This window comes from Streptomyces sp. NPDC017936, assembly GCF_044328485.1.
In the GTDB taxonomy this organism is placed as follows: Bacteria; Actinomycetota; Actinomycetes; order Streptomycetales; family Streptomycetaceae; genus Streptomyces.
Map to the genome: position 1 here is coordinate 179,016 of NZ_JBIRHK010000010.1, position 21,247 is coordinate 200,262.

At 74.4% G+C, this 21,247-nt stretch carries 22 protein-coding genes; 9 read left to right on the plus strand and 13 right to left on the minus strand.

The window, feature by feature from the left end:
• Nucleotides 1-2: 2 nt before the first annotated feature.
• From ACH4F6_RS22175 to ACH4F6_RS22190, 4 genes are all read right to left on the minus strand, one after another.
• On the minus strand, nt 3-446 hold the full coding sequence (locus tag ACH4F6_RS22175; RefSeq protein ID WP_397962000.1) for an ATP-binding protein: 444 nt from the start codon (nt 444-446) through the stop codon (nt 3-5).
• 306 nt (nt 447-752) lie between these two features.
• Nucleotides 753-1,571: an ABC transporter permease gene (locus ACH4F6_RS22180; RefSeq protein WP_397962001.1), complete on the minus strand. Its 819-nt coding sequence runs from the start codon at nt 1,569-1,571 to the stop codon at nt 753-755.
• Nucleotides 1,568-2,548 (minus strand): ATP-binding cassette domain-containing protein, encoded by a 981-nt coding sequence (locus ACH4F6_RS22185; RefSeq protein ID WP_397962002.1) that lies wholly within the window; start codon nt 2,546-2,548, stop codon nt 1,568-1,570. The genes ACH4F6_RS22180 and ACH4F6_RS22185 overlap by 4 nt, the downstream gene beginning before the upstream one ends.
• 32 nt (nt 2,549-2,580) lie before the next feature.
• Nucleotides 2,581-3,252, minus strand: a complete 672-nt coding sequence (locus ACH4F6_RS22190; RefSeq protein ID WP_397962003.1) for a DUF4097 family beta strand repeat-containing protein — start codon at nt 3,250-3,252, stop codon at nt 2,581-2,583.
• Between the two features lie 261 nt (nt 3,253-3,513).
• Here ACH4F6_RS22190 and ACH4F6_RS22195 point away from each other — a divergent pair, with 261 nt between their 5' ends.
• A complete protein-coding gene (locus ACH4F6_RS22195; RefSeq protein WP_397962004.1) occupies nt 3,514-4,269 on the plus strand; it encodes a helix-turn-helix domain-containing protein in 756 nt (251 codons plus the stop codon).
• On the opposite strand, the gene ACH4F6_RS22200 is transcribed toward ACH4F6_RS22195, so the two are convergent.
• Nucleotides 4,262-5,596: a phosphatase PAP2 family protein gene (locus ACH4F6_RS22200; protein WP_397962005.1), complete on the minus strand. Its 1,335-nt coding sequence runs from the start codon at nt 5,594-5,596 to the stop codon at nt 4,262-4,264. The genes ACH4F6_RS22195 and ACH4F6_RS22200 overlap by 8 nt on opposite strands.
• 363 nt (nt 5,597-5,959) lie before the next feature.
• On the opposite strand from ACH4F6_RS22200, the gene ACH4F6_RS22205 reads away from it, so the two are divergent.
• A complete protein-coding gene (locus ACH4F6_RS22205; RefSeq protein WP_397962006.1) occupies nt 5,960-6,247 on the plus strand; it encodes a DUF4190 domain-containing protein in 288 nt (95 codons plus the stop codon).
• Nucleotides 6,248-6,550: 303 nt separating this feature from the next.
• Here the strand turns inward: ACH4F6_RS22205 and ACH4F6_RS22210 are convergent, their stop codons facing one another.
• The 4 genes from ACH4F6_RS22210 to ACH4F6_RS22225 form a co-directional block, all read right to left on the minus strand.
• A complete protein-coding gene (locus ACH4F6_RS22210) occupies nt 6,551-7,759 on the minus strand; it encodes an NAD(P)/FAD-dependent oxidoreductase (RefSeq protein WP_397962007.1) in 1,209 nt (402 codons plus the stop codon).
• Between the two features lie 93 nt (nt 7,760-7,852).
• Nucleotides 7,853-8,800: an RNA polymerase sigma factor SigJ gene (sigJ, locus tag ACH4F6_RS22215; protein WP_397962008.1), complete on the minus strand. Its 948-nt coding sequence runs from the start codon at nt 8,798-8,800 to the stop codon at nt 7,853-7,855.
• A 63-nt stretch (nt 8,801-8,863) separates the two neighbouring features.
• A complete protein-coding gene (locus ACH4F6_RS22220) occupies nt 8,864-9,715 on the minus strand; it encodes a polysaccharide deacetylase family protein (protein WP_397962009.1) in 852 nt (283 codons plus the stop codon).
• A gap of 310 nt (nt 9,716-10,025) precedes the next feature.
• Nucleotides 10,026-11,147, minus strand: coding sequence for a sulfite oxidase (locus tag ACH4F6_RS22225; RefSeq protein ID WP_397962010.1), 1,122 nt, complete (start codon nt 11,145-11,147; stop codon nt 10,026-10,028).
• 204 nt (nt 11,148-11,351) lie between these two features.
• On the opposite strand from ACH4F6_RS22225, the gene ACH4F6_RS22230 reads away from it, so the two are divergent.
• Entirely contained in the window at nt 11,352-11,672 is a 321-nt protein-coding gene (locus ACH4F6_RS22230; RefSeq protein WP_397962011.1) for a GYD domain-containing protein, read from the plus strand.
• A gap of 152 nt (nt 11,673-11,824) precedes the next feature.
• Nucleotides 11,825-12,376: a tellurite resistance TerB family protein gene (locus ACH4F6_RS22235; protein WP_397962012.1), complete on the plus strand. Its 552-nt coding sequence runs from the start codon at nt 11,825-11,827 to the stop codon at nt 12,374-12,376.
• Nucleotides 12,377-12,386: 10 nt separating this feature from the next.
• Here the strand turns inward: ACH4F6_RS22235 and ACH4F6_RS22240 are convergent, their stop codons facing one another.
• Nucleotides 12,387-13,190: a DUF3566 domain-containing protein gene (locus tag ACH4F6_RS22240; RefSeq protein WP_397962013.1), complete on the minus strand. Its 804-nt coding sequence runs from the start codon at nt 13,188-13,190 to the stop codon at nt 12,387-12,389.
• 648 nt (nt 13,191-13,838) lie between these two features.
• On the opposite strand from ACH4F6_RS22240, the gene ACH4F6_RS22245 reads away from it, so the two are divergent.
• Both ACH4F6_RS22245 and ACH4F6_RS22250 read left to right on the plus strand, forming a co-directional pair.
• Entirely contained in the window at nt 13,839-14,387 is a 549-nt protein-coding gene (locus tag ACH4F6_RS22245) for a DUF4396 domain-containing protein (RefSeq protein ID WP_397962014.1), read from the plus strand.
• 90 nt (nt 14,388-14,477) lie between these two features.
• Entirely contained in the window at nt 14,478-15,479 is a 1,002-nt protein-coding gene (locus tag ACH4F6_RS22250; protein ID WP_397962015.1) for an NAD-dependent epimerase/dehydratase family protein, read from the plus strand.
• Nucleotides 15,480-15,509: 30 nt separating this feature from the next.
• Here ACH4F6_RS22250 and ACH4F6_RS22255 read toward each other — a convergent pair whose 3' ends face one another.
• Together ACH4F6_RS22255 and ACH4F6_RS22260 are read right to left on the minus strand one after the other, a co-directional pair.
• Entirely contained in the window at nt 15,510-16,622 is a 1,113-nt protein-coding gene (locus tag ACH4F6_RS22255; protein WP_397962016.1) for a sensor histidine kinase, read from the minus strand.
• A 2-nt stretch (nt 16,623-16,624) separates the two neighbouring features.
• Nucleotides 16,625-17,353, minus strand: coding sequence for a response regulator transcription factor (locus tag ACH4F6_RS22260; protein ID WP_397962017.1), 729 nt, complete (start codon nt 17,351-17,353; stop codon nt 16,625-16,627).
• 115 nt (nt 17,354-17,468) lie between these two features.
• Here ACH4F6_RS22260 and ACH4F6_RS22265 point away from each other — a divergent pair, with 115 nt between their 5' ends.
• Genes ACH4F6_RS22265 through ACH4F6_RS22275 form a run of 3 tightly spaced genes read left to right on the plus strand, consistent with a single transcriptional unit; the run spans nt 17,469 to nt 19,539 of the window.
• Entirely contained in the window at nt 17,469-18,173 is a 705-nt protein-coding gene (locus tag ACH4F6_RS22265; protein WP_397962018.1) for a glycosyltransferase family 2 protein, read from the plus strand.
• The gene (locus ACH4F6_RS22270) at nt 18,170-18,787 is read left to right on the plus strand and encodes a DUF2064 domain-containing protein (protein ID WP_397962019.1); all 618 of its coding nucleotides are present in this window, start codon (nt 18,170-18,172) and stop codon (nt 18,785-18,787) included. The genes ACH4F6_RS22265 and ACH4F6_RS22270 overlap by 4 nt, the downstream gene beginning before the upstream one ends.
• Nucleotides 18,784-19,539 carry a methyltransferase domain-containing protein gene (locus tag ACH4F6_RS22275; protein ID WP_397962020.1) on the plus strand — a complete coding sequence of 252 codons (756 nt, stop codon included), beginning with the start codon at nt 18,784-18,786 and terminating at the stop codon, nt 19,537-19,539. Before ACH4F6_RS22270 ends, ACH4F6_RS22275 begins: the two co-directional genes overlap by 4 nt.
• A 322-nt stretch (nt 19,540-19,861) precedes the next feature.
• On the opposite strand, the gene ACH4F6_RS22280 is transcribed toward ACH4F6_RS22275, so the two are convergent.
• Nucleotides 19,862-21,199 (minus strand): molybdopterin-dependent oxidoreductase, encoded by a 1,338-nt coding sequence (locus ACH4F6_RS22280; RefSeq protein WP_397962021.1) that lies wholly within the window; start codon nt 21,197-21,199, stop codon nt 19,862-19,864.
• Nucleotides 21,200-21,247: the final 48 nt, after the last annotated feature.

A 21,247-nucleotide genomic window follows, 5' to 3' on the forward strand; every position in this document is an offset into this window, starting at 1 on the left:
AGCTACTCGGCCGCGCGCAGACTCAGGTGGGCCACGACCTGCTTGCCGGTCCGCAGGCGGACGGTGCGCAGCTGTTCGCAGAGCAGGGTGACGAGGTGCAGACCGTGGCCGCCGACGCGGCGCGGGTCCCGCGCCCGCAGGACGGGCGGGTGCGGGGAGCTGTCGCGGACGACGATCTTGAGGTGGTCGGTCCCGGGCGAGAGCTCCAGCAGGAGCGCGCCCGGGCCGGGTGCGTGGCGGACCGCGTTGGTGATCAGCTCGCTCACCACCAGCTGGGCGTCCTGGGCCGACCGGTGACCGACGCCGTGGCCGACGCGGGCCAGCAGGGCGCGTACGGCGTCGCGGGCGTCGGTGACGGGGATGCCGGCCAGGTCCCATGCGGCGCTGTAACGCAGCGGCGCCGAACGGGGCTCGTCCGTCGTCTGTTGCCTGAGTGGGGTGACCATGGAAGCGTCTCCGGAAGTACGTGATGTTCCCTTTGCTGATGGTTTGTCCTCTTCTGTGACTTCCGTCTACCCGCTGTCTCCGCCTCCATGGGTCTTTTGACGGTCGGGGCGTCCCCGCCCCTCTCCCGGAGAGGGAGGAAGAGGGCGAGGAGCAGGCCGGACGATGACCGCCGCCGGTGACGCCCCCGCCCCGCGGGCCGTCCTCCGCTCCGGGAACGGAACGGGGCGGCGCACTCCGACGGGGTGTCGGTGTGCGCCGCCCTCGGGTGGGACGGGTGCGGGGCGTGGCCCGCGTCGTCATGCCGATTACTTCGAGTCGTCGTTGAACCTGGCGGCCGACCAGAAGTAGCCGAGCACCGCGAGGCCCAGGCACCAGACGACGGCGAGCCATCCGTTGTCGCCGATCCCGGTGCCGAGCAGCAGGCCGCGCAGGGTCTCGATGGCGGGCGTGAACGGCTGGTACTCGGCGACCGGCCGGAACCAGCCCGGCATCGCGTCGAGGGGGACGAAGGCGCTGGACAGGAGCGGCAGCAGGATCAGGGGCATGGCGGTGTTGCTGGCGGCCTCGGCGTTCGGGCTGATCAGGCCCATGCCGACCGCGATCCAGGTGAGCGCCGTGGCGAAGAGCACGAGCAGTCCGAACGCCGCGAGCCACTCCAGCACGGTGGCGTCGGTGGAGCGGAAGCCGATGGCCACGCCGACGGCGCCGACGAGGACCACGCTGACGATCGACTGGAGCACGCTGCCGACGACGTGTCCGACGAGGACGGAGCCGCGGTGGATCGCCATGGTGCGGAAGCGGGCGATGATGCCCTCGGTCATGTCGTTGGCGACGGAGACCGCGGTGCCGACGGTGGTGCTGCCGATGGTCATCAGCAGCAGGCCCGGGACGAGGTAGGCGATGTACTCGGAGCGGTCCGGACGGCCGCCGCCGATGCCCGCGCTCATGGTGTCGCCGAATATGTAGACGAAGAGCAGCAGCAGCATGATCGGCGTGAGCAGCAGGTTGAGGGTGAGGGACGGGTAGCGCCGGGCGTGCAGGAGGTTGCGGCGCAGCATCGTGGCGGAGTCGCGCACGGCGAGGGAGAACCGGGTGGGGCGGGCGGGGGCCAGGGGGGAGCTCATCGGGCAGCCTCCTCGGGCTGGTTCGGCCGGGTCGGCCGGCCGGGTGTGCCGGTGCCGCCGGTCAGGGCGAAGAAGACGTCGTCGAGGTCGGGGGTGTGCACGGTCAGCTCGTCGGCCTCGATGCCGGCGGAGTCCAGCCGGTCGAGGACGGAGCGCAGCTCGCGCTGGCTGCCGCCGCTGGGCAGCTGCAGGGTGAGCGCCTCGTCGTCCTGGCCAGCCTCGCGCAGGGCGGAGGCGGCGGCGCGGTACGCGGCCGGGTCGGTGAAGCGGAGCCGGACGTGTCCGCCGGGGACGATCCGCTTCAGTTCCCCGGCGGTGCCCTCGGCGACGATCCCGCCGTCGTTCAGCACGGCGATGCGGTCGGCGAGCTCGTCGGCCTCCTCCAGGTACTGGGTGGTGAGGAAGACGGTCACCCCGCCCGTGACGAGTTCGCGGATGACCTGCCACATGGTGTGGCGGGAGCGCGGGTCGAGGCCGGTGGTCGGCTCGTCGAGGAAGATGATGCGCGGGCCGCCGACCAGGGTCATGGCGATGTCGAGCCGGCGCTTCATGCCGCCGGAGTAGGTGGAGGCGGGCTTCCGCGCGGCGTCGGTGAGGTCGAAGCGCTCCAGCAGTTCCGCGGCGACCCGCCGTCCCTCGCGCCGGGACAGGTGGTGCAGGTCCGCCATGAGGAGCATGTTCTCCTCGCCGGTGATCAGGCCGTCGACGGCGGAGAACTGCCCGGTGACGCCGATCGCGGCGCGTACGGCCTGCGGGTCGGCGGCGAGGTCGTGGCCGCCGACGCGGATGCCGCCGGAGGCGGGGCCGGGCGACACGAGCGTGGAGAGGATCTTGACGATGGTGGTCTTGCCGGCGCCGTTCGGGCCGAGCAGGGAGAAGATCGTGCCTTCCGGTACGGCCAGGTCGACGCCGTCGAGGACGGTCTTGTCGCCGTAGGACTTGCGCAGCCCGTTCACCGCGATGGCCAGGTCGGTCATGAGTGGTGCCCCCTTTTTTTCCGGCTGAGGATCTACAGGCTGTGGGCGGTGATGTCGCCGTAGGCGGTGGTCGCGTGGATGGCCAGGCCGGCGGCGGAGCCGTCGGTGCGGGTGAGCGCGTCGCGGACCCGGCCGTAGGAGGTGCCGGCGTCCAGGGAGGCGGAGACGCCTCGGGCGGCGGCGACCGCGATGTCGCCCCGCTCGGTGCGCAGGGTCACCGTGCCGTGCGCGGCCTCGGTGATCCGGATGTCGCCCCTCTGGGTCCTGATCTCGGCGGGGCCGGCCAGCCGGCCGACCGAGACGTCGCCGTCGTGGGCGGTGAGGCGGGCGCTCGCGGCCTCGTCGATCTTCACCGAGCGGTGGCCGCCCTCGAAGGTGACGTCGCCGAGCCGTCCGACGCCGCGGAGTTCGGCGGCGCCGGCCTTCGCCCGGACGTGCGAGCCGGCGGGGAGCTGGACGGTCACCTCGACGGATCCGGAGTGCCCGAGGATCCGGTTCTTCGGCTCCGGGGCCTCGATCCGCAGGACACCGTCGCCGTAGGCGACCACGATCTCCTCGGCCGCCTTCACGTCGCGGCTCCGGGACGCGTCGGCGGGCAGGACCTCGATCCTGGTGTCGGCGCGGTCGGCGGCGATGAACTGAATGCGTCCGGCGGGGATGTCCAGGACGGCGGTCACCGGCGCGGGGGTGTCGAACGTCTGCATCGTGCGCTCCTTCGTCTGCCTCGCGGACCCCTTCGGCCCGTCGTTTCTGACGATGGAAAAGCTACGTTGCCTTTCCTGATCCGGCAACGACTCTGTTGCATGGAATCATCATCAGTGCAGGTAAGAGCTCTTCAATCGTTGCAATCGATAGGAAGTCAACGCAACATTGCCTCGCTCGTTTGTTGCAATGGACTGGAGCGAAGGCTACGCTGGGGGCATCGGGACCGTGAAGCACGACGAACGACCGCGAAGGAGGCCGCGATGCCGGGAGGCAGACTCACCCAGCAGGAGCGCCAGCAGATCGCGCTGGGACTGGCCGACGGCCTCGCCTACGCGGAGATCGCCAGGCGCCTCGACCGCCCGACCTCGACCGTCACCCGCGAGGTCATGCGCAACGGCGGCCCCACCGCCTACCGTGCCGACCTCGCCCACCGCGCCACCGAACAGCGCGCCCACCGCCGCAGGCAGGCCGCGCCCCGGGACCCGAAGGCGCCCCCGCAGGCCCACGGACGCGACGCCGAGGCGGTGCGCGCGTACGAGGAGACGCTCACGACCGTCTTCATGCAGTCGGGCGCGCCCAAGATGATGTCCCGGGTGCTGGGCTGCCTCTTCACCACCGACGAGGGCAGCCTCACCGCGCCCGAACTGGCCCGGCGCCTCCAGGTCAGTCCGGCGTCCGTCTCCAAGGCGATCGCGTTCCTCGAGAACCAGGGCCTCGTCCGCCGGGAACGCGACGAACGCCGCCGCGAACGCTACGTCGTCGACGACGACGTCATGTACGAGTCCATGATGGCCAGCGCCCGCGGCACCGCCCACCTCGCCGAGACCGCGCGGCAGGGCGTCGGCGTCCTCGGCCCCGGCACCCCGGCCGCCGTCCGCCTGGAGAACATCGCCCGCTTCGTCGACTTCGTCACCGAGAGCATCATCCGCGCCGCGGAGCAGGCCCGCGACATCCTCCACACGAAGGCGGAGACGGCCCCGGGCGGCACCGCCGGGCCGGGGCCGGACCTCAGATGAGCTCGACCTGGGGCGTGGTCCGCTGCGCCGGCACGGCCTTCGGCTCCCACCGCGCGGTGGTCCGTACGTAGCCGTAGACCACCGAGGCCGTCACCAGGACGAGGAGCGGGCCGGCCACCCACCGGTGCTCGGCCATCTCCAGCGGCAGCCAGCGGTAGGACACCAGGAGCGCGGTGAAGACCGTCGCGCCGTACGCGACCAGCTTGATCCCCGACGGGTCCCCGTTGCGGTCGAACGTGCGCAGGGCCGCCTCGATCGTGAGCGTGAAGACCACGCCGGCGAGGAGGTCCGCGCCGTAGTGGTAGCCGAATCCCAGCGTCGCGGCGAGCGTGGCGATCAGCCAGAACGTGCCCGCGAAGCGCAGCACGCGCGGCCCCCGGCGGGTGTGGACGAAGATCGCGGTGGCCCACGCCGTGTGCAGGCTGGGCATGCAGTTGCGCGGGGTGATCCCGTCGAACGGCATCGGGTGCGGGGCACCGAGCGGCGGCGGCGTCCGCGGCCACAGGTCGGCCACCGCCCACGCCTCGGTCGGCGGCGCCTCCGGCGCCCACAGGCTGATCGCCGCCCAGTGCTCGGTGCCGGTGCCGTAGGCGAAGAGCGGGCCGACCACCGGGTAGATCATGTAGAAGGCCGGGCCGAGGAGGCCGATCACCAGGAAGGTGCGCACCAGGTGGTGGCGCGGGAAGCGGCGCTCGACCGCCACGTTGCGCAGCTGGTACAGCGCGGCGACGACCGCGGCCACCGCGAGCTGGCCGTAGACGGTGTCGAGGAAGTTGAAGCCGACCGGGCCGGTGGCCGTCACCAGCCGGCCCACCAGCCACGACGGGTCGCCCAGCGCGTGGTCGGCGGTCGCCACGTACTGGTCGAGCACCTCCGGGCGGGTCTTCGAGGTGATGAGCAGCCAGGTGTCGCCGGTCTTGCGGCCGGCCATCAGCAGCAGCCCCAGCCCGACGCCCTTCAGCAGCAGGACGCGTTCCGGGCCGGTGCGGCGCGTGACGGCGACGACCGCACAGCCCACGATCACCCACAACGCGCCGTTGCCGAAGGGGTGACCGTCGGTCACCTCGACGTCGAACGCCCACCGGACCACCAGGAAGGCGACGTCGATGCCGATCGCGGCGCCGATCGCGACGAACCGCTGCCGCCAGGTGAGGACCACCATCGTCAACGCCATGGCGGCGTACAGCAGCCCGCCCGACTTGGGGGCGAAGACCAGCTCCCGCGTCTGGTTGGTGATCGGCCCCGGTACGCCGAAGCGTCGCGCGGCGATCTCCAGCGCGACGAGGAACCCGAGGGTCACCGCACCCGCCGCGCCCCAGAGGATCACCCGGGGCCGGCACCACGCGGAGAACGCGGATCTGTCCTTTATTCGCGAAATCACCCGCGACGCTACCGATATCAATTGTTTGCCCGTTTTGTGAGATTCCGACTAAATGCGTTACCCATCGCGCTCGATGGCATGATTTCCCGGCGTAGACGAGCGATAGGGGCGTTCGTCGCGAGTTCGAACATGCTAACGGAGCGGTGCGGATCGGTTCCGTCGAAATGCACATACGGGAAGTCCCGGAAACGCTTTATCACCGACACCCTTGACATGGCAACGCCTCGAAGGGGCATTCGGAGAAGCGAGTCACCAGTGCAGGAGCGTGCGGCCCGCTCGGTCCGTGCAACCGACAACCGGGAGTATCCAATGACGAGTTACGGCAGCCCCTCTGCCGCGTCCTCCGGCTCGCGCACCAACGGCATGGCGATCGCGAGCCTCTGCTGCGGCATCGTCGGACTGTTCATCCTGAACATCGTCCTGGGCCCCTTGGCCATCGTCTTCGGCGCCGTCGCCCGCCGGCAGACGGCGGCCGGGAACGGCGCCGGAATGGCGAAGGCCGGCATCATCCTCGGCGTCATCGACGTCGTCCTCTGGCTCGTGCTCCTGGCCGTCGCCGCCAGCAACGGCGGATTCAGCTGGTACGTGGGCGGCTGACAGCCGACGGCACGGACGTACGACACGCGGGTGGGCACCGGTCCGAGGGCCGGTGCCCACCCGTGTCACGGGCAGGACACCGCCCGCCGGCCGCACGGGGGGGGGGGACCCGCCCCGCCCCGAGGGCCGATCGTGAGCGGCATGGACGATCACCGCGACGCACCCGCCGGTCCCGCTCACGCCCACGTCCCCTCGTCCGGCGCCGGATCGCCCGCGCCGAGCGCGGCCGCGGCCGGGGCGGGGACCGCCGCGCCGTCGCGCGGGCGGGCGCCCCGGGTCGGGGCGCCCGTCGTGCCGGGCGGTTCAGGCCGCCGCGTCGGCCGCCGCGGGCGCGGGGACCGGCTGCCGGAGCACGGGGCGGCGGCGGGCCGGCAGGAGCACGGGGTTGGCCACCCCCCAGGCGGCGCCCTTGCAGATCACTTCCTTGTAGAGGGCGGCGAGGCGTCCGGTCAGGGCCGCGCGGACGGCGCGGTCGTCGGCGGTGACGTACTGGATGAGGCCTTCCCTGCGGCCCAGCGAGATGCACTGGTTGAAGTAGCGCAGCGGCACGTTCGGGAGCTTTCCGCCGGTCAGGCGGGCCGCGATGGCGTCGGCGGCCTGCCAGGCCATGGGGGTGCCCGTCGCGCACGACATGCGCAGCGGCTTGTCCCCGGGGCCCATCGCCAGGGCCGCGTCGCCGACGGCGTAGACGTCCGGGTGGGAGACCGAGCGCATGGTGCGGTCGACCACGATCTGCCCCCGGTCGGTGACCTCCAGGGTGGTGGCCCGCGCGATCGGATGGACGGCGAAGCCGGTGGTCCACACGGTGACCGCGGCGGGGATCCTCGTGCCGTCGGCGGTGGTCACGTGGTCGGCCCCGACGGCGGTGACGGCGGCGTGCTCGTGCACGGTGACGCCGAGCTTGCCGAAGACCCCGCGCAGGTGCCGGCGGCCCTTGGCGGAGAGCCAGTCGCCCAGGCCGCCGCGGGCGGTGAGGGCGACGTCGAGGTCCGGGCGGGCCTCGGCGATCTCGGCCGCCGCCTCCAGGCCGGTGAGGCCGCCGCCGACCACGACCACGGACCGGCCGGCCTCCAGGCGGGCCAGACGCTCCCGCAGCCGCAGCGCTCCCGGGCGGCCGGCGATCTCGTGGGCGTGCTCGGCGGTGCCGGGGACCCCCTGGTCGTCCCAGCCGCTGCCGAGGGCGTAGACGAGGGTGTCGTACGCCAGCTCCTCGGTCCGCGGCTCCCCGTCGCCGCCCGCTTCGGTGACGGTGACCGTCCTGCGGTCGACGTCCACGCCGGTGACCTTCGCGACCCTCAGGGTGACGCCCGTGCCCGCGAACATCTCGCGGAAGGGCCGGGGCTCGAGGTCCTGGCCGACCGCGAGCTGGTGCATCCGGACGCGCTCGACGAAGTCGGGCTCCGCGTTGACGAGGGTGATGGCGACGTCGTCGCGGCGCAGCCGCCTGGCGAGGCGTCCGGCGGCGACGGCCCCGGTGTATCCGGCTCCGAGGACGATGATGCGGTGCTGCATTTCCTGCCTCCTGTCGTCAGCGGGTTCGCCCCTTGAACCGGGCAGCCCGCCGATCGCTGACAGCAACAGGGCGTGAGGCGCGTCACACGCGGGTCAGAAGGCGGCGTCGAGCAGGGGTGCGCCGTGGTCGGCGGCCGCCCACCGCCGGGTCGCGCGGTCGAGCTTGTCGGGGTTGACCTGGTTGCGGAACGCGGCGATGCCCTCGGGCGTGATCTCCAGGCACATGACGCCGATGACCCGGCCGTCGAGGACCGCCACGACGGCCGGCTCGCCGTTGGCGGTCGTGGCGTACACCTCGGGCGAGCCGCCGACCAGGTCGCGCTTGGCCTTGCTCGGCTTGAACAGGCCGCGCAGGAACGTCGCGACCGCGAGGGCGCCCTCGAACGCCCTGGCGCGGGCCGGGACCTTCCCGCCGCCGTCGCCGATCGCGACGGCGTCCTGGGTGAGCAGCCGCACGAGCGGCTCCGTCCTGCCGCTGGTCGCGGCCGCGAGGAACTCGTCGATGATCCTCCGGGCGGCGGCCTCGTCGATCTCGGTGCGGGCCCTGCCCTCCGCGACGTGCTTCTTGGCGCGGTGGAGGATCTGCTGGCTGGCGGCCTCGGTCAGGCCGAGGATCGCGGCGATCTCCCGGTGCGGGTAGTCGAAGGCCTCCCGCAGCACGTACACGGCCCGCTCGTTGGGCGACAGCCGCTCCAGGAGGGCGAGGACCGCGTACGAGACCGACTCGCGCTGTTCGGCGGTGTCGGCGGGGCCGAGCATCGGGTCGCCGGCGAGCAGCGGCTCGGGGAGCCACTGGCCCACGTAGGTCTCGCGCCGCGCGCGGGCCGAGGTGAGCTGGTTGAGGCACAGGTTGGTGAGGACCTTCGTCAGCCAGGCCTCGGGGACCTCGACGCGGTCGACGTCGGCGGCCTGCCAGCGCAGGAACGTCTCCTGCACGGCGTCCTCCGCCTCGCTCGCGGAGCCGAGGAGACGGTAGGCGATGGCCTCCAGACGGGATCTGGACGCCTCGAACCGGTCGACGTCGTGCACGGTCAGTGCCATGGCCCGGATCCTAGCCCGCGCGTCCTCCGGCGGCCGCCGGGGGACGGGCGTCCCTCCGCGCGGTCACAGGTAGTCCTCCAGGCGCGCGACCGTGAAGCCCTGCTCCTGGATGCGGCGCAGCAGGTTCGCCGTCATCTCGGTCATCGTCGCGCCCTTGAGCTCGGAGGGCCCGCGGAAGTGGGCGAGGACGATGTCGCCCGGCCGGAGCTTCTTGCCGGGCGACTGGTACTGCATGTTCTTGATCTGCATGGACTCGCGCCACAGGACGATCGCCTCGACGCCGCAGGACGCCGCGGCGGCTCGGGTGTCCTCGTTCCAGTTGCCGTAGGGCGGGCGGAACAGCCGCGGGGTGGTGCCGTACCGGTCCTTCAGCGTGCTCTGCTGGCCGCAGATCTCCTCCTTCTGGGCGGACGCGCCCAGGGTGCGGAGGTTCGGATGGGTCAGCGTGTGGTTCTGGACGCCGTTGCCGAGGGCCTGGAGCCGCTCGAAGTAGCCGTAGTCGGACTTCACGGCGGAGTCCGTCAGGAACATCGTGAACGGGATCCTCAGCTCGCGCATCATCGTCACGAACTCCGGGTCCTTCTCCGCCCCGTCGTCGAACGTGAGGAAGACGATCTTCTCCTCGGTGGGTATCTCGCTGATCACCGGGACCCGGCCCCCGTCCGCCCGCAGGTCCACCGGCTTGACGGCCGGCGGGGCCGGCGGGGCGGCCAGCGGTTCGAGGCCCCACTTGCGGTAGGCGGCCTCGACAGCCGCCCGCGGGTCCGCCTCGGCGCCGGAGGACGGTGTGGGCGACGCGGAACGGGACGGAGCGGCGGCACGGGAGTCCGGCGCGGGCTCGGCCGTGCAGCCCGTCGCCCACCCCGTCGCGAGAAGGGCGCAGGCCAGCGCCGCTCCCCTGATCCGCCTGTCCATCGTGTGGCCCCCATGTCGCCCGAACGCCCGTGCCCTTCCCCTTCCTTGATGTAGAACAGGCGTCCGGGGTTCCCGCGGCCGCCGCCCGGCGCGGCCGGCGGCGGGCGGTCAGGCGATCGGAGGGGGCTCGGCGCCGGACCTGGACGGGGCCGCGCCCGGCCGGCGCTCCGCGGCGAACTCGCGCGACGGCGTGGGGAGTTCGTCACCTCACGGGCGGGGACGCGTCCGGGCGGTCACGCCGTCCCGGCGCGGCACGCGGCACACCGTCCCGGCGCGGAAGGCGGTCACGCCGTCCCGGTGCGGAAAGCCGTCATGCCGTCCCGGAGCAGAACACCGGGACCCGCTGCACGAGGTTGTTGGCGAATCCGCCCAGGTTCCAGGGCTGTTCGGAGGGCTGGGTGTGTCCCGCCGCGTCGTGGGCGCGGGCGCTCAGGACGTGGTGGCCGGGGACCGCCGACCACACGCCGGACCACCGGCGCCAGGCCCACCGGTGTCCGTGGTCGGGTTCCAGCTCGGCCGGCCGCCACGTCGCGCCGGCGTCCGTGCTGACCTCCACCGCCGTCACCGGGGCGCTCCCCGACCAGGCCCGCCCCTCCAGGGCGACCGTGCCGGGCGCGACCACCCGGGTCCGGGACATGAAGTCCGGGAAGCCGGGCGGGATCAGGAGCGCCCGGGGGGCGATGCGGGTGACCGGTTCCCCCGTGTCCCCGGGCGCCTTCCTGATCCGGTAGGCCACGGACTGCTGGAAGCCGGTGAACGGCCCGTCGAGGACGGTGACGGCGCGCAGCCACTTCACCTGGGCCATCCCGTACCAGCCGGGCACCACCAGGCGCAACGGGCTGCCGTGCTGGGGCGGCAGGGGCGCGCCGTTCATCGCGTAGGCCACCAGCACCTCGGGGTCGTCGCCGGTGGCGGTGGAGAGCGGAAGGCTCCGCTGGTAGTCCTGCTCGACACCGCGCTCCACGCCGTGGTCCGCCCCGGTGAACACGACGTCGACCGCGCCGGCCCGCACCCCCGCCTCGTCGAGGAGCACGCGCAGCGGCACCCCCGTCCAGTCCGCGGTGCCGACGGCTCCGACCAGCCAGGGCTGGCTCACCGGCCTGGGCGTCAGCAGGGCCCTGCCGTTGCCCGCGCACTCCAGGGTCACGCGCGTGGTGACCGCGGGGTAGGCGCGCAGCCGCGCCGGCGACAGGCCGAGCGGGCGCCGCACGTGCCCGCCCACCGTCAGCCGCCAGGCGGCCGCGTCCGGCACGTAGGGGATGTCGTAGTGCGTCAGGACGTAGTGCAGGCCGGGCGGGGTGACGTCGTGGCGCATGGCCTCCAGCGGCAGGGCGTGGTTCCGGGCGGCCAGGGCCAGCTCGTCCTGCCCCAGTCCCTCGCCCGGTCCGGCCAGCCGGGCGGGGGCGCTCACGTCGGCGATGCGACGGCCCATGCCCCGATTATCGTCCGCGCGTGCCGGTCGCGCCCGGGCGGAGCGCAGGGGCGCGCGTGCGGGCGGAGCGGAGGGGCGCGCCTCCGGGCCGGGGGCCGGGCCGCCGTGCGAACAGGTGAATCCGGCCGCGCGGTGGATGGCGGCCGGCGGGACAGCGGGAAGGCCCTCTGCGTACCGGACGTGCGAGGCTCAGGAAGGGTCCCGATGCCGAAGTTCCTCATCCAGGCGAGCTACACGCCCGAGGGCACCAAGGGCCTGCTCAGGGAGGGCGCGAGTGGCCGCCGCGCCGCCGTCGAACAGGTCGTCGGCGACCTCGGCGGCACGGTCGAGGCCATGTACTTCGCCTTCGGGGAGGACGACATCGTCCTCCTCCTGGACTTCCCCGACCCGGTCTCCATGGCCGCGGTCAGCCTCACCGTCAAGGCCAGCGGCGCCCTCCGGACCCGGGCCACCCCCCTCCTCACCCCCGACGAGATCGACGAGGCCGCCCGCCGGCAGGTCGCCTTCCGCGCGCCGGGCAGCTAGGGCCTGTCGTCCGGAGCGGGGTGCGGCCGTGTCCCCTGCCGTCAGGGGCGCGGGCGGGTGCCGGAACTTCACGGGAGTCCGCGGGCGTTGACAGGGGGACGTGCGCGACGCGTGCGGACGACCGGAACGACGCTGAAGCCGAGGTGGCACGGATGGCGATGTGGGATCGGATCAAGGACCAGGCCAAGGGTCTGCAGCAGCAGGCGCAGGGAGCCCGGGGCGCCGGCGGGCACGGGCGGCCGGGTTCGCGGTCCTCGGGGGTGTCCCGCGCCCAGCTGGTGAGCACCCTCAAGTCCCAGCTCACCTCCCTCAAGACGGAGCTGAAGAGCGGCGCCTACCGGGACGCCAGCATGGCGATGTGCGCCCTGGTCGCCGCCGCCGACGGACACGTCGACCCCGCCGAGCGGCAGCACGTGGAGTCCCTGATCCTGCACAACGACGTCCTGCAGAACTTCCCGCCCGAGCAGCTGCGGCAGCGCTTCAACAAGCACGTCGACCAGCTCGCGTTCGACTTCCAGCAGGGCAAGGCCGAGGCTCTCCAGGAGATCGCCAAGACCGCGAAGAAGCCGACGGAGGCCCGGGCGGTCGTGCAGACCGGCTTCGTCGTGGCGGGCGCGGACGGATTCGTCGCGCCGGCCGAGGAGCAGGTCCTGCGCGAGGCGTGCTCGGTGCTCGGACTGTCCGCCCAGGAGTTCGGCCTCTGACCCCGGGCGGTCACCGGGGGACGTCCGCCCGCACCGGATCGAGCGGGACGTGGCGTGCGCCGACGTGGTCGGAGGCCGCCGGGCCGAGGCGGGTGCCGCGCCGCGCGGGGAGACGGGGGCGCAGGCGTCCGCTGTCCAGGAAGGCCTTGATCCGCAGCCGGCCCGGGGTGGTGACCGGGTGGTCCAGCGTCAGCTGGATCCCTCCGGTGTGCTGGGCCGCCAGGTTGTAGAAGAAGGCGGTGAGGGTCACCAGCGCCGTGCCCAGCACCACCTCCACCATCACCGTGACGCTGATGAGGATCATCGCCCAGAGGGGTGAGGGGCCCGCCTCGGGCGTCGAACTCATCAGGTCGTCCACGACCCACATGGTGGTCAGGGCCACGACCACGCACAGGCCCAGCCCGAGCGACACCAGGGCGCTGGTCGTCGCCACGGACCACAGGTCGATCCGCGCCAGCCGCGCCCGCCTCCCGTTCGCGGGGGGCCGCGCGCCGGGGGTCGGTGTCGTCCAGCCGGGCGCACCGGGCTCGGCGACCGGTATGCCCGCGGCCCGGGCGGACCGGACCGGGTGGTCGGGCGGCTGCGGCCCGTGCCGGGAGGGCGGTGGATCGACCGGGCCGGCCGGTTCGGGGGCCGGGGTCTGCGTCGCGTCGACGGTGCGGAAGGCGGGCGCGTCGAGTCCGGCGTCGTCCGCCCCCGGGTACGGTCCGCCGTCACGGGGCCCGGTCTTCTCGCCTCGCTGAAGGCGCGACCCTCCCGAACCTCGCAGCTGCCTGCCGGTGTTCACACCGCGAGCGCTTTCAGAGCGGCCCATGCCGGTCTCCTCACCTGCCGATGGAGCGGGCTTGACGTGGCGGCCCGTGGGGCGCGGCATGTGCCGGCCGCGTGGACGGGCCGAAAGGCGGCGGGCCCGGCGGCACCCCGAAGCGGCACACGGGGCCGGGGCGAGCGCTGGACGGCGGCCTGGCAGGCCGGCGTCGCACCCGACCGGCCTCCCGTACCGGGACGGACACGCTCAGACGACACCCACGCACCGTTACCTCACCGGTACGCACCGTCGACGGTAGGCGCGCGCACCTGGTCACGCATCCCGGACTCGACCGAAGCGGCGTCGGCGCCGACCGCCGTCCGGCAGCGGCCGGCTCCGCCCGCGCAACTACACCGGATACCCCCGGCGGGTACCCCGCCCGGTGGACCCCATCGACCTCCGCCCAGCGCGCCGCCTCGACCGGACCGGCCGGGCCGACAGCCGCCGGCCGGCCGCCGGGCGACCGTCGGACGAGCGCGTCGGCGCAGGTGCGCCCCGCTCCGCCGGCCCCGAGGACGCGCGCTCCGCCCCTGCGGGGACCCCGAGGTCCGCGCCTCCCGCACGACCACTTCCCTCATACCCCCCGGGGGTATATTGTGCAGTGCGTGAGGACCCCACCACGGGTCACACTGGACGGGAATGGGGATGCGAGCCATGGACCACAGCGCTCATCACACCGGCACCACGCACGACCACGCCGGACACGCCGGCCACCCCGGCCATGAGGGCCACCCCGGCCACGACGCCCACGGCCACGCCTCCGCCACGGGAGCGTCCTGGCCGATGGCGGCCAAGGCGACGCTCCACTGCCTCACCGGCTGCGCCCTCGGCGAGATCCTCGGCATGGTCGTGGGCACCGCCCTGGCGTGGGGCAACGCGCCCACCATGATCCTGGCGATCGCGCTGGCGTTCCTCTTCGGCTACTCGTTCACCCTGTTCGCGGTGCGCCGGGCCGGCCTGAGCCTCAGGTCCGCGGTCAAGGTGGCGCTGGCCGCCGACACCGTCTCGATCGCGGTGATGGAGCTCGTCGACAACGCGATCATCGCCGTGACCCCGGGTGCGATGGACGCCACCCTCTCCGACGGGCTGTTCTGGTCGGCCCTGCTCGGCGGGTTCGCCGTCGCCTTCCTGATCACCACGCCGGTCAACAAGTGGATGATCGGCCGCGGCAAGGGCCACGCCGTCGTGCACGCCCACCACTGACCGCGCCCGGCGCGCTTCCCTGCTTACGGACCGGTGACGTGCCGGGCGGGTCGCCGGGCACGGCGCGCTCACGGCCCTAGCGTGGCCCGCATGCGGGTACTGGTCACCGGCGGTGCCGGGTTCATCGGGTCCCATGTCGTGGAGGCGCTGCGGGCGCGCGGGCACGAGGCGCTCGTGTACGACGTCGGCGTGGACCCGGGCGCCGACGTGCGCGACCCGGTGGCGGTCGGCCGCGCGCTGGCCGGCGTCGACGCCGTCTGCCACCAGGCGGCGATGGTCGGCCTCGGCGACGGGGTCGCCGACGCGGCGGAGTACGTGTCGCGCAACGACCTGGGCACGGCCGTCCTGCTCGCCGCCATGGCCGAGCGGGGCGTGCGGCACCTGGTGCTCGCCGGGTCGATGGTCGTCTACGGGGAGGGGCGGTACGAGTGCCCGCGGCACGGGGTCGTACGGCCCGGCCCGCGCACGCCCGCCGACCTGGACGCCGGCCGGTTCGAGCCCGCGTGCCCGGTGTGCGGGGAGGACCTCGTCCCGGGGCTGGTCGCCGAGGACGCCCCGGTGGACCCGCGCAACGTGTACGCCACGACCAAGCTGGCCCAGGAGCACCTGGCCGCCGCCTGGGCCCGGTCGACGGGCGGCTCGGCGGTGTCGCTGCGCTACCACAACGTGTACGGGCCCCGGATGCCCCGCGACACCCCGTACGCCGGCGTCGCCTCCTTCTTCCGCTCCGCCCTCGCCCGCGGCGAGGCCCCCCGGGTCTTCGAGGACGGGCGGCAGCGGCGGGACTTCGTCCACGTGCGGGACGTGGCCGCCGCGAACGCGTCCGCGCTGGAGGCCGGCGCGCCCCCGGGACTGCTCACGGCCTACAACACCGGCAGCGGCGAGCCGCACACCGTCGGGGAGATGGCCCGCGCCCTGGCCGCCGCGTACGGCGGCCCGGAGCCCGTCGTCACGGGCGGGTACCGGCTGGGGGACGTACGGCACATCACGGCGGACTCGTCCCGGCTGCGGACCGCGCTGGGCTGGCGGCCGCGGGTCGGGTTCGAGGAGGGCATGGCGGAGTTCGCGCGGGCCGGCATGCGCGGCGCGTAGGACCCTGTGGACCGGTGGCGCTGCCCGCGTTCATGAAGCCGCGGCGGGCAGCACCACCTCGAAACGGCAGCCGCCGGGGATGTTGCGCACGGAGGCCCGCCCCTGGTGGGCCTCCACGATCCCGCGCACGATGGCGAGGCCCAGGCCCGCGCCCGCCGGGGGCGTCCGGGCGTGGCTGCCGCGCCAGCCCGTGTCGAAGACGCGGGGCAGGTCCTCCTCGGGGATGCCGCCGCAGCCGTCCGTCACGGAGACCACGACCCCTTCGGGCGAGCGCGTGGCGGCGACCGCCACCGTGCCGTCGGCCGGGGTGCGGCGGATCGCGTTGACCAGCAGATTGCCCAGGACCCGGCTCATCTCCCTGCCGTCGACCTCCACCGGGACCGCCTCCACCCGGCCGCCGACCAGCCGGACGCCGTGCGCGCGGGCGAGCGGGTCCGCGCCCGCGAGGGCGTCACCGATCAGGTCGTACAGGGAGATCCGGGTGGGAGCGAGGGGGAGCGTGCCGGCATGGATGCGGGAGAGTTCGAAGAGGTCGCCGACCATGTCGTTGAGGCGTTCGACCTCGGTGCGGATCTGCCGCAGATAGCGCTCGGGGTCGGCGGCGACCCCGTCCTCCAGCGCCTCGGACATGGCGCGCAAGCCGGCCAGGGGCGTGCGCAGGTCGTGCGAGATCCACGCGACGAGTTCGCGCCGGGAGGTCTCCAGGGCGCGTTCCCGCTCGCGGGAGGCGGCGAGCCGGGCGCTGGTGGCGGCCAGTTCCCGGCTGAGCGCGGCCAGTTCGGCCGTCGCGGGACCGTCGGGCACGGCGAAGTCGCCGCCGTCGCCGAACGAGCGGGCCGCGACGGCGAGTTCCCGGCTGCGGGCGACGACCCGGCGGCCGAGCAGCAGCGCGGCGGCCAGGGAGACGACCGCCGCCATGGCGACGACGGTCGTGACGACGGTCAGGTCGTGCGGTGACAGGAACATGGCCCACGCGACGGCGAGCGTGCCCGCCAGCATCGCGACCACCCCGACCGCCGCGACCACGGCGAGCGACGCGGTGAGCGAGCGGCGCCGGACCAGGCGCAGCGCGCCCGCGCCCGCGAGACCGGTGGCGCCGGCGCCGGCGCCGGCGTACAGGGCGATGAGCAAGGTGTCCCGCACGGTCAGTCCGCCTCCTGTCCCCGGGGATCGAAGCGGTAGCCCACGCCCCACACCGTCCGGATCAGACGGGGCCGGGCCGGGTCGTCCTCGACCTTGCCGCGCAGCCGGCGGACGTGGACGGTGACGGTGGACAGGTCGCCGAAGTCCCAGCCCCACACCTCGCGCATCAGGTCCTCGCGACCGTACGCCCGCCCCGGGTGCCGCAGGAAGAAGGCGAGGAGGTCGAACTCGCGGAGGGTGAGGGAGAGTTCGGTCCCGTTCTTGGTGGCCCGGCGGGCGGCGGGGTCGACGGTCAGGCCGGCCGCGCCCAGCGGGTGCGCCGTGGCGGCGGGCCGGGTGCGGCGCAGCACCGACTCCACGCGCAGGACGAGTTCACGGGGGCTGAACGGCTTGGTGACGTAGTCGTCGGCGCCCACCTCCAGGCCGAGGATGCGGTCGTCCTCGTCGCCCCGGGCGGTCAGCATGATGACCGGCACGGGACCGTGGCCGCGCATCCGGCGGCACACCTCCAGACCGTCCATGCCCGGCAGCATCAGGTCCAGCACGACCAGGTCCGGGCGGTGCTCGGCGGCCCGGGTGAGGGCCGAGGGGCCGTCGTCGGCCCGGTCGACGACGTACCCGGCCCGGTCCAGGTATCCGGCGACGACCTCGGCGACGGTGGGGTCGTCGTCGACGACCAGGACCCGGGCCGGCCCCGTGCGCGCGGGCCGGGTGTCGTACGGCTGCTGCATGCGTCCAGCCTCGCACCGCTCCCTGGGCCCGCGCCGCCGGCGAGCGCCACGGGCGTCCGGACGTCCGCGTTTCGTAAGGAGCGGAAGACCGGTATGTCCGGTTCGCGTTCGTAGGGTGAGAGCCGTGACCACCACACCGCGGGACGTCGACGTCGTCCTCCCCTGCCTGAACGAGGCCGAGGCACTCCCCTGGGTCCTGGACCGGATCCCGCCCGGCTGGCGTGCGCTCGTCGTGGACAACGGCTCCACCGACGGTTCGGCGGGGATCGCCCGTGCGCTGGGCGCGACCGTCGTCCGCGAGCCGCGCCGGGGGTTCGGCGCCGCCTGTCACGCCGGGCTGGGCGCGGCCACCGCCGACGTCGTCTGCTTCTGCGACTGCGACGCCTCCCTGGACCCCGCGCTGCTCGTGCCGTTCGTGCGCGAGGTCCGCGCCGGAACCGCCGATCTGGTGCTCGGCCGCAGACGGCCGATCGGCCGGCACGCCTGGCCCGCGCACGCCCGGGCCGGGAACCTCGCGCTCGCCCGGCTGCTGCGCCGCCGCACCGGGCTGCGCCTGCACGACCTCGGCCCGCTGCGCGCCGCCCGCCGTGAGCCGCTGCTCGCCCTCGGCCTGACCGACCGGCGCAGCGGCTACCCCCTGCAGATGGTCGTGCGCGCCGCCGACGCGGGCTGGCGGATCACCGAGCACGACGTGCCGTACCTGCCCCGCACCGGCGCCTCGAAGGTGACGGGCACCTGGCGCGGCACGTGGCAGGCGGTGCGGGACATGAGCCGCGTCCTGAACGAGGCCGCCGCGCAGGAAGGGGGAACCGCCCGGTGACCACGCTCCTCGTCATCGCCAAGGAGCCGCTGCCCGGCCGGGTCAAGACCCGGCTCACCCCGCCGTTCACCCCGCGGGAGGCGGCGGCCCTCGCCGAGGCCGCCCTCACGGACACCCTGCTCGCCGTGTCCGCGGCCCCGGCCGGCCGCCGGGTGCTGGTGCTCGACGGGGCGCCGGGCCCCTGGCTGCCGCCCGGCTTCGACGTCGTGCCGCAGTGCGCGGGCGGGCTCGACGCACGGCTCGCGGACGCCTTCGCCCACTGCGCCGGGCCCGCCCTGCTCATCGGCATGGACACCCCGCAGGTGACGCCGGAGCTGCTCACGGTGGACTTCGCCGGCTGCGACGCGTACTTCGGGCCGGCCGAGGACGGCGGCTTCTGGGCCCTGGGGCTGGCCGAGCCCGACCCCGGTCTGCTGCGGGGCGTGCCCATGTCGACACCGGCGACGGGCGCCGTCCAGCGGGGCCGGCTCGTCGCGGCCGGGCTGCGGGTGCGGGACCTGCCGCGCCTGCGCGACGTCGACACCGCCCCGGACGCGGCGGCCGTCGCCGCGCTGGCCCCGCACGGCCGGTTCGCCGCGCGGCTGGCCCGGTTCACCGCGGCGGCGGGCCGGTGAGCACGGCGGTCCCGTCCCCCTGGGCGCTCTGCGACCCCTACGCCGCCGCCCTGCGGGCCGGCCGCGGTCCGCTGTTCCTGCGCCGCAGCGACGGCTGGCTGCTGCCGCTGGACGTGGAGCGCTGGTGCGCGCGGGCCGACGCGACCGACCGGGCGGTGCTGGACCGGTGCGAGGGCGCCGTGCTGGACGTGGGCTGCGGGCCCGGCCGGCTGGTCGCGGAACTCGCCGCCCGGGGCCGTACCGTCCTCGGCATCGACGTCAGCGAGGCCGCCGTCGCCCGTGCCGTGCGGGTCGGCGGGCAGGCGCTGCGGCGCTCCGTCTTCGACCCGCTGCCCGGCGAGAGCCGCTGGGGCACCGTCCTGCTCATGGACGGCAACGTCGGCATCGGCGGCGAGCCCCGCGCCCTGCTGGACCGCGTCGCCGCGCTCCTCGCCCCCGGTGGCCTGCTGATCGCCGAGACCGCGCCGGTGGACGTCGACGAACGCGCACAGGTGCAGGTCGTCGGCGTCACCGACGCGCGGGCGGGGAGCCGCCCGTTCCCCTGGGCGCGGCTCGGCACACCGGCCCTGCTGGGGCACGCGCGCCGCGCGGGCTGGCGGGCCGCCGATCAGTGGACGGCGGGCGGCCGCCGCTTCGTCGCCCTCCGCAGCCGCAGCACCAGCAGCGCTGCCGAGACGCCGAAGAGGGCGGCCGTGATCAGCAGCCAGCGGGCGAGGAACCCGTCCGTCGAGAGCCCCGCACCCCACCGGTAACGCCGCTCCACCCGGCCGCTGATCAGCGGGAACCACACGAGCAGCAGCAGGCCGGAGAGCACCGCCGGCACGCGCGCGTACGGGACCCACCGGCGGTGTCCGGCCGCGCCGAGTCCCCGCGCGACCGCCCGGTCGGCCGCCGCGTACAGCGGCAGCAGCACCAGGTCGTGCAGCAGCGCCGCCCCCACGAACCACAGCGCCACACCGACCGGGTCGTCGGCGAGCAGCCGTACGCCGGCGTAGGCGGCGAGCGCGAACGAACAGACCAGCAGGAGGAGTTGCGGGGGGCTGCCGACCGCGGTCCGCCATCGCGCACGGCGCATCACAGGTCCCCGAACGTCATCCGGGCCACCCACTTGGTGTTGAGCACACCGGGCGCGGCGGGCACGATGACCCGCGCCGGGTATCCGTGGTCGGGGGACAGGTCCTCGCCGTTGACGTACAGGGCGAGCAGGGAGCGCGGGTCGGCGACCTGGTTGGCGCGCAGGGCCGCGCGGCGGAAGGCGCCGTGCTGCTGGAGGGACTCGACGAGCAGGTCCGGCGGGTCGTCGTCGTGACCGACGAGCGCCGCGAGGTCCCGGAGCGGGACCCCCCGCCACCACTGGTCCGAGGTGGACCAGCCCTCGACGCAGGCGATGGGCAGCGCCGAGCTGCGCAGGGGCAGCCCCAGCAGCCGGGCGCGGCTGAGGCGGACGGTTCCGGTGCGGCCGGTGAGCACGAGCCGCCACGCGTCCTCGCCGGTCACCGCGGGGGTGATGCCCGCGTAGGCGGCCGTCTTGTTGATCTGGAAGCCGTTCGGGCCGCTGCCCGGATCGGGTCCTCCGTGCGGCGCGAGCAGGGCGGTCTCCCGCAGCGGCCCGTCGAAGCCGCGGCCGGCGCTGGTGGCGAACAGCAGCAGCGACCCGCCGCCGACCAGCCACAGCGCCCCGCGCCGGGAGACGGTGGGCGGATCGGGGGCAGGAGAGACCAGGACGTCCGGCGCCGGGAGCACCGAGGGGGCGCCGGACGCGTCGGACGCACCGGAGGCACCGGGACCGCCGGGGGCGCCGGACGGGCCGCCCGAGGTGCCGGACTCACCCTCGGACCGCCTCCGCCGGACCGTCCGCACGGCCATCGGCGCCCTCAGGGCCACATGCACCACGAACGCGGAGACGAACACCCACGCGCCGTAGAAGTGCAGCGGGTAGAACGAGCCGGGGAAGACGTAGTCGAGCTGGATGTTGAGCACGCCCGTCACGAACTCGAAGAGCACGCCGCCGACCAGGAGCAGCAGGGAGATCCGCTCCAGCGCGTGGGCGAGCGAGCGGGCCGGGGGCAGCGCGAACAGCCGGGGCACCACCGACCACAGCTTGGCCAGCAGCACCGGGACGAGGGTGATGCCGAGGGTGACGTGCACCCCCTGGGTGAGCCGGTACAGCCAGTACGGACGGGTCGGCCACGCGAAGAGGTAGAAGCCGAGGATCCCCTTGTCCGGGGTCTTGTCGTTCACCGGGGACAGGTCCGGGTTGTACGCGGCGTACGAGAGGAGACCCGTCACGAAGAGCACGGTGACGCCGACGAGCAGGACGAGGCCGAGCACCGAGGTGAACCAGGGGCCGCGCAGGGGGCTGCGCCAGAAGCCGGGCGAGGTGGGGAGCCGTGGGGAGTCGAGGGCGGGCATGTGCCGACGGTAGGCCGGGACCACGCCCCGGAGGGGGCCGTGACCCAT

Bases quoted from the DNA above. Each gene is read 5' to 3' on its own strand.
- ACH4F6_RS22175 (WP_397962000.1), bottom strand. From the start codon at position 446: ATGGTCACCCCACTCAGGCAACAGACGACGGACGAGCCCCGTTCGGCG.
- ACH4F6_RS22180 (WP_397962001.1), bottom strand. From the start codon at position 1,571: ATGAGCTCCCCCCTGGCCCCCGCCCGCCCCACCCGGTTCTCCCTCGCC.
- ACH4F6_RS22185 (WP_397962002.1), bottom strand. From the start codon at position 2,548: ATGACCGACCTGGCCATCGCGGTGAACGGGCTGCGCAAGTCCTACGGC.
- ACH4F6_RS22190 (WP_397962003.1), bottom strand. From the start codon at position 3,252: ATGCAGACGTTCGACACCCCCGCGCCGGTGACCGCCGTCCTGGACATC.
- ACH4F6_RS22195 (WP_397962004.1), top strand. From the start codon at position 3,514: ATGCCGGGAGGCAGACTCACCCAGCAGGAGCGCCAGCAGATCGCGCTG.
- ACH4F6_RS22205 (WP_397962006.1), top strand. From the start codon at position 5,960: ATGACGAGTTACGGCAGCCCCTCTGCCGCGTCCTCCGGCTCGCGCACC.
- ACH4F6_RS22210 (WP_397962007.1), bottom strand. From the start codon at position 7,759: ATGCAGCACCGCATCATCGTCCTCGGAGCCGGATACACCGGGGCCGTC.
- sigJ (WP_397962008.1), bottom strand. From the start codon at position 8,800: ATGGCACTGACCGTGCACGACGTCGACCGGTTCGAGGCGTCCAGATCC.
- ACH4F6_RS22220 (WP_397962009.1), bottom strand. From the start codon at position 9,715: ATGGACAGGCGGATCAGGGGAGCGGCGCTGGCCTGCGCCCTTCTCGCG.
- ACH4F6_RS22225 (WP_397962010.1), bottom strand. From the start codon at position 11,147: ATGGGCCGTCGCATCGCCGACGTGAGCGCCCCCGCCCGGCTGGCCGGA.
- ACH4F6_RS22230 (WP_397962011.1), top strand. From the start codon at position 11,352: ATGCCGAAGTTCCTCATCCAGGCGAGCTACACGCCCGAGGGCACCAAG.
- ACH4F6_RS22235 (WP_397962012.1), top strand. From the start codon at position 11,825: ATGGCGATGTGGGATCGGATCAAGGACCAGGCCAAGGGTCTGCAGCAG.
- ACH4F6_RS22240 (WP_397962013.1), bottom strand. From the start codon at position 13,190: ATGGGCCGCTCTGAAAGCGCTCGCGGTGTGAACACCGGCAGGCAGCTG.
- ACH4F6_RS22245 (WP_397962014.1), top strand. From the start codon at position 13,839: ATGGACCACAGCGCTCATCACACCGGCACCACGCACGACCACGCCGGA.
- ACH4F6_RS22250 (WP_397962015.1), top strand. From the start codon at position 14,478: ATGCGGGTACTGGTCACCGGCGGTGCCGGGTTCATCGGGTCCCATGTC.
- ACH4F6_RS22260 (WP_397962017.1), bottom strand. From the start codon at position 17,353: ATGCAGCAGCCGTACGACACCCGGCCCGCGCGCACGGGGCCGGCCCGG.
- ACH4F6_RS22280 (WP_397962021.1), bottom strand. From the start codon at position 21,199: ATGCCCGCCCTCGACTCCCCACGGCTCCCCACCTCGCCCGGCTTCTGG.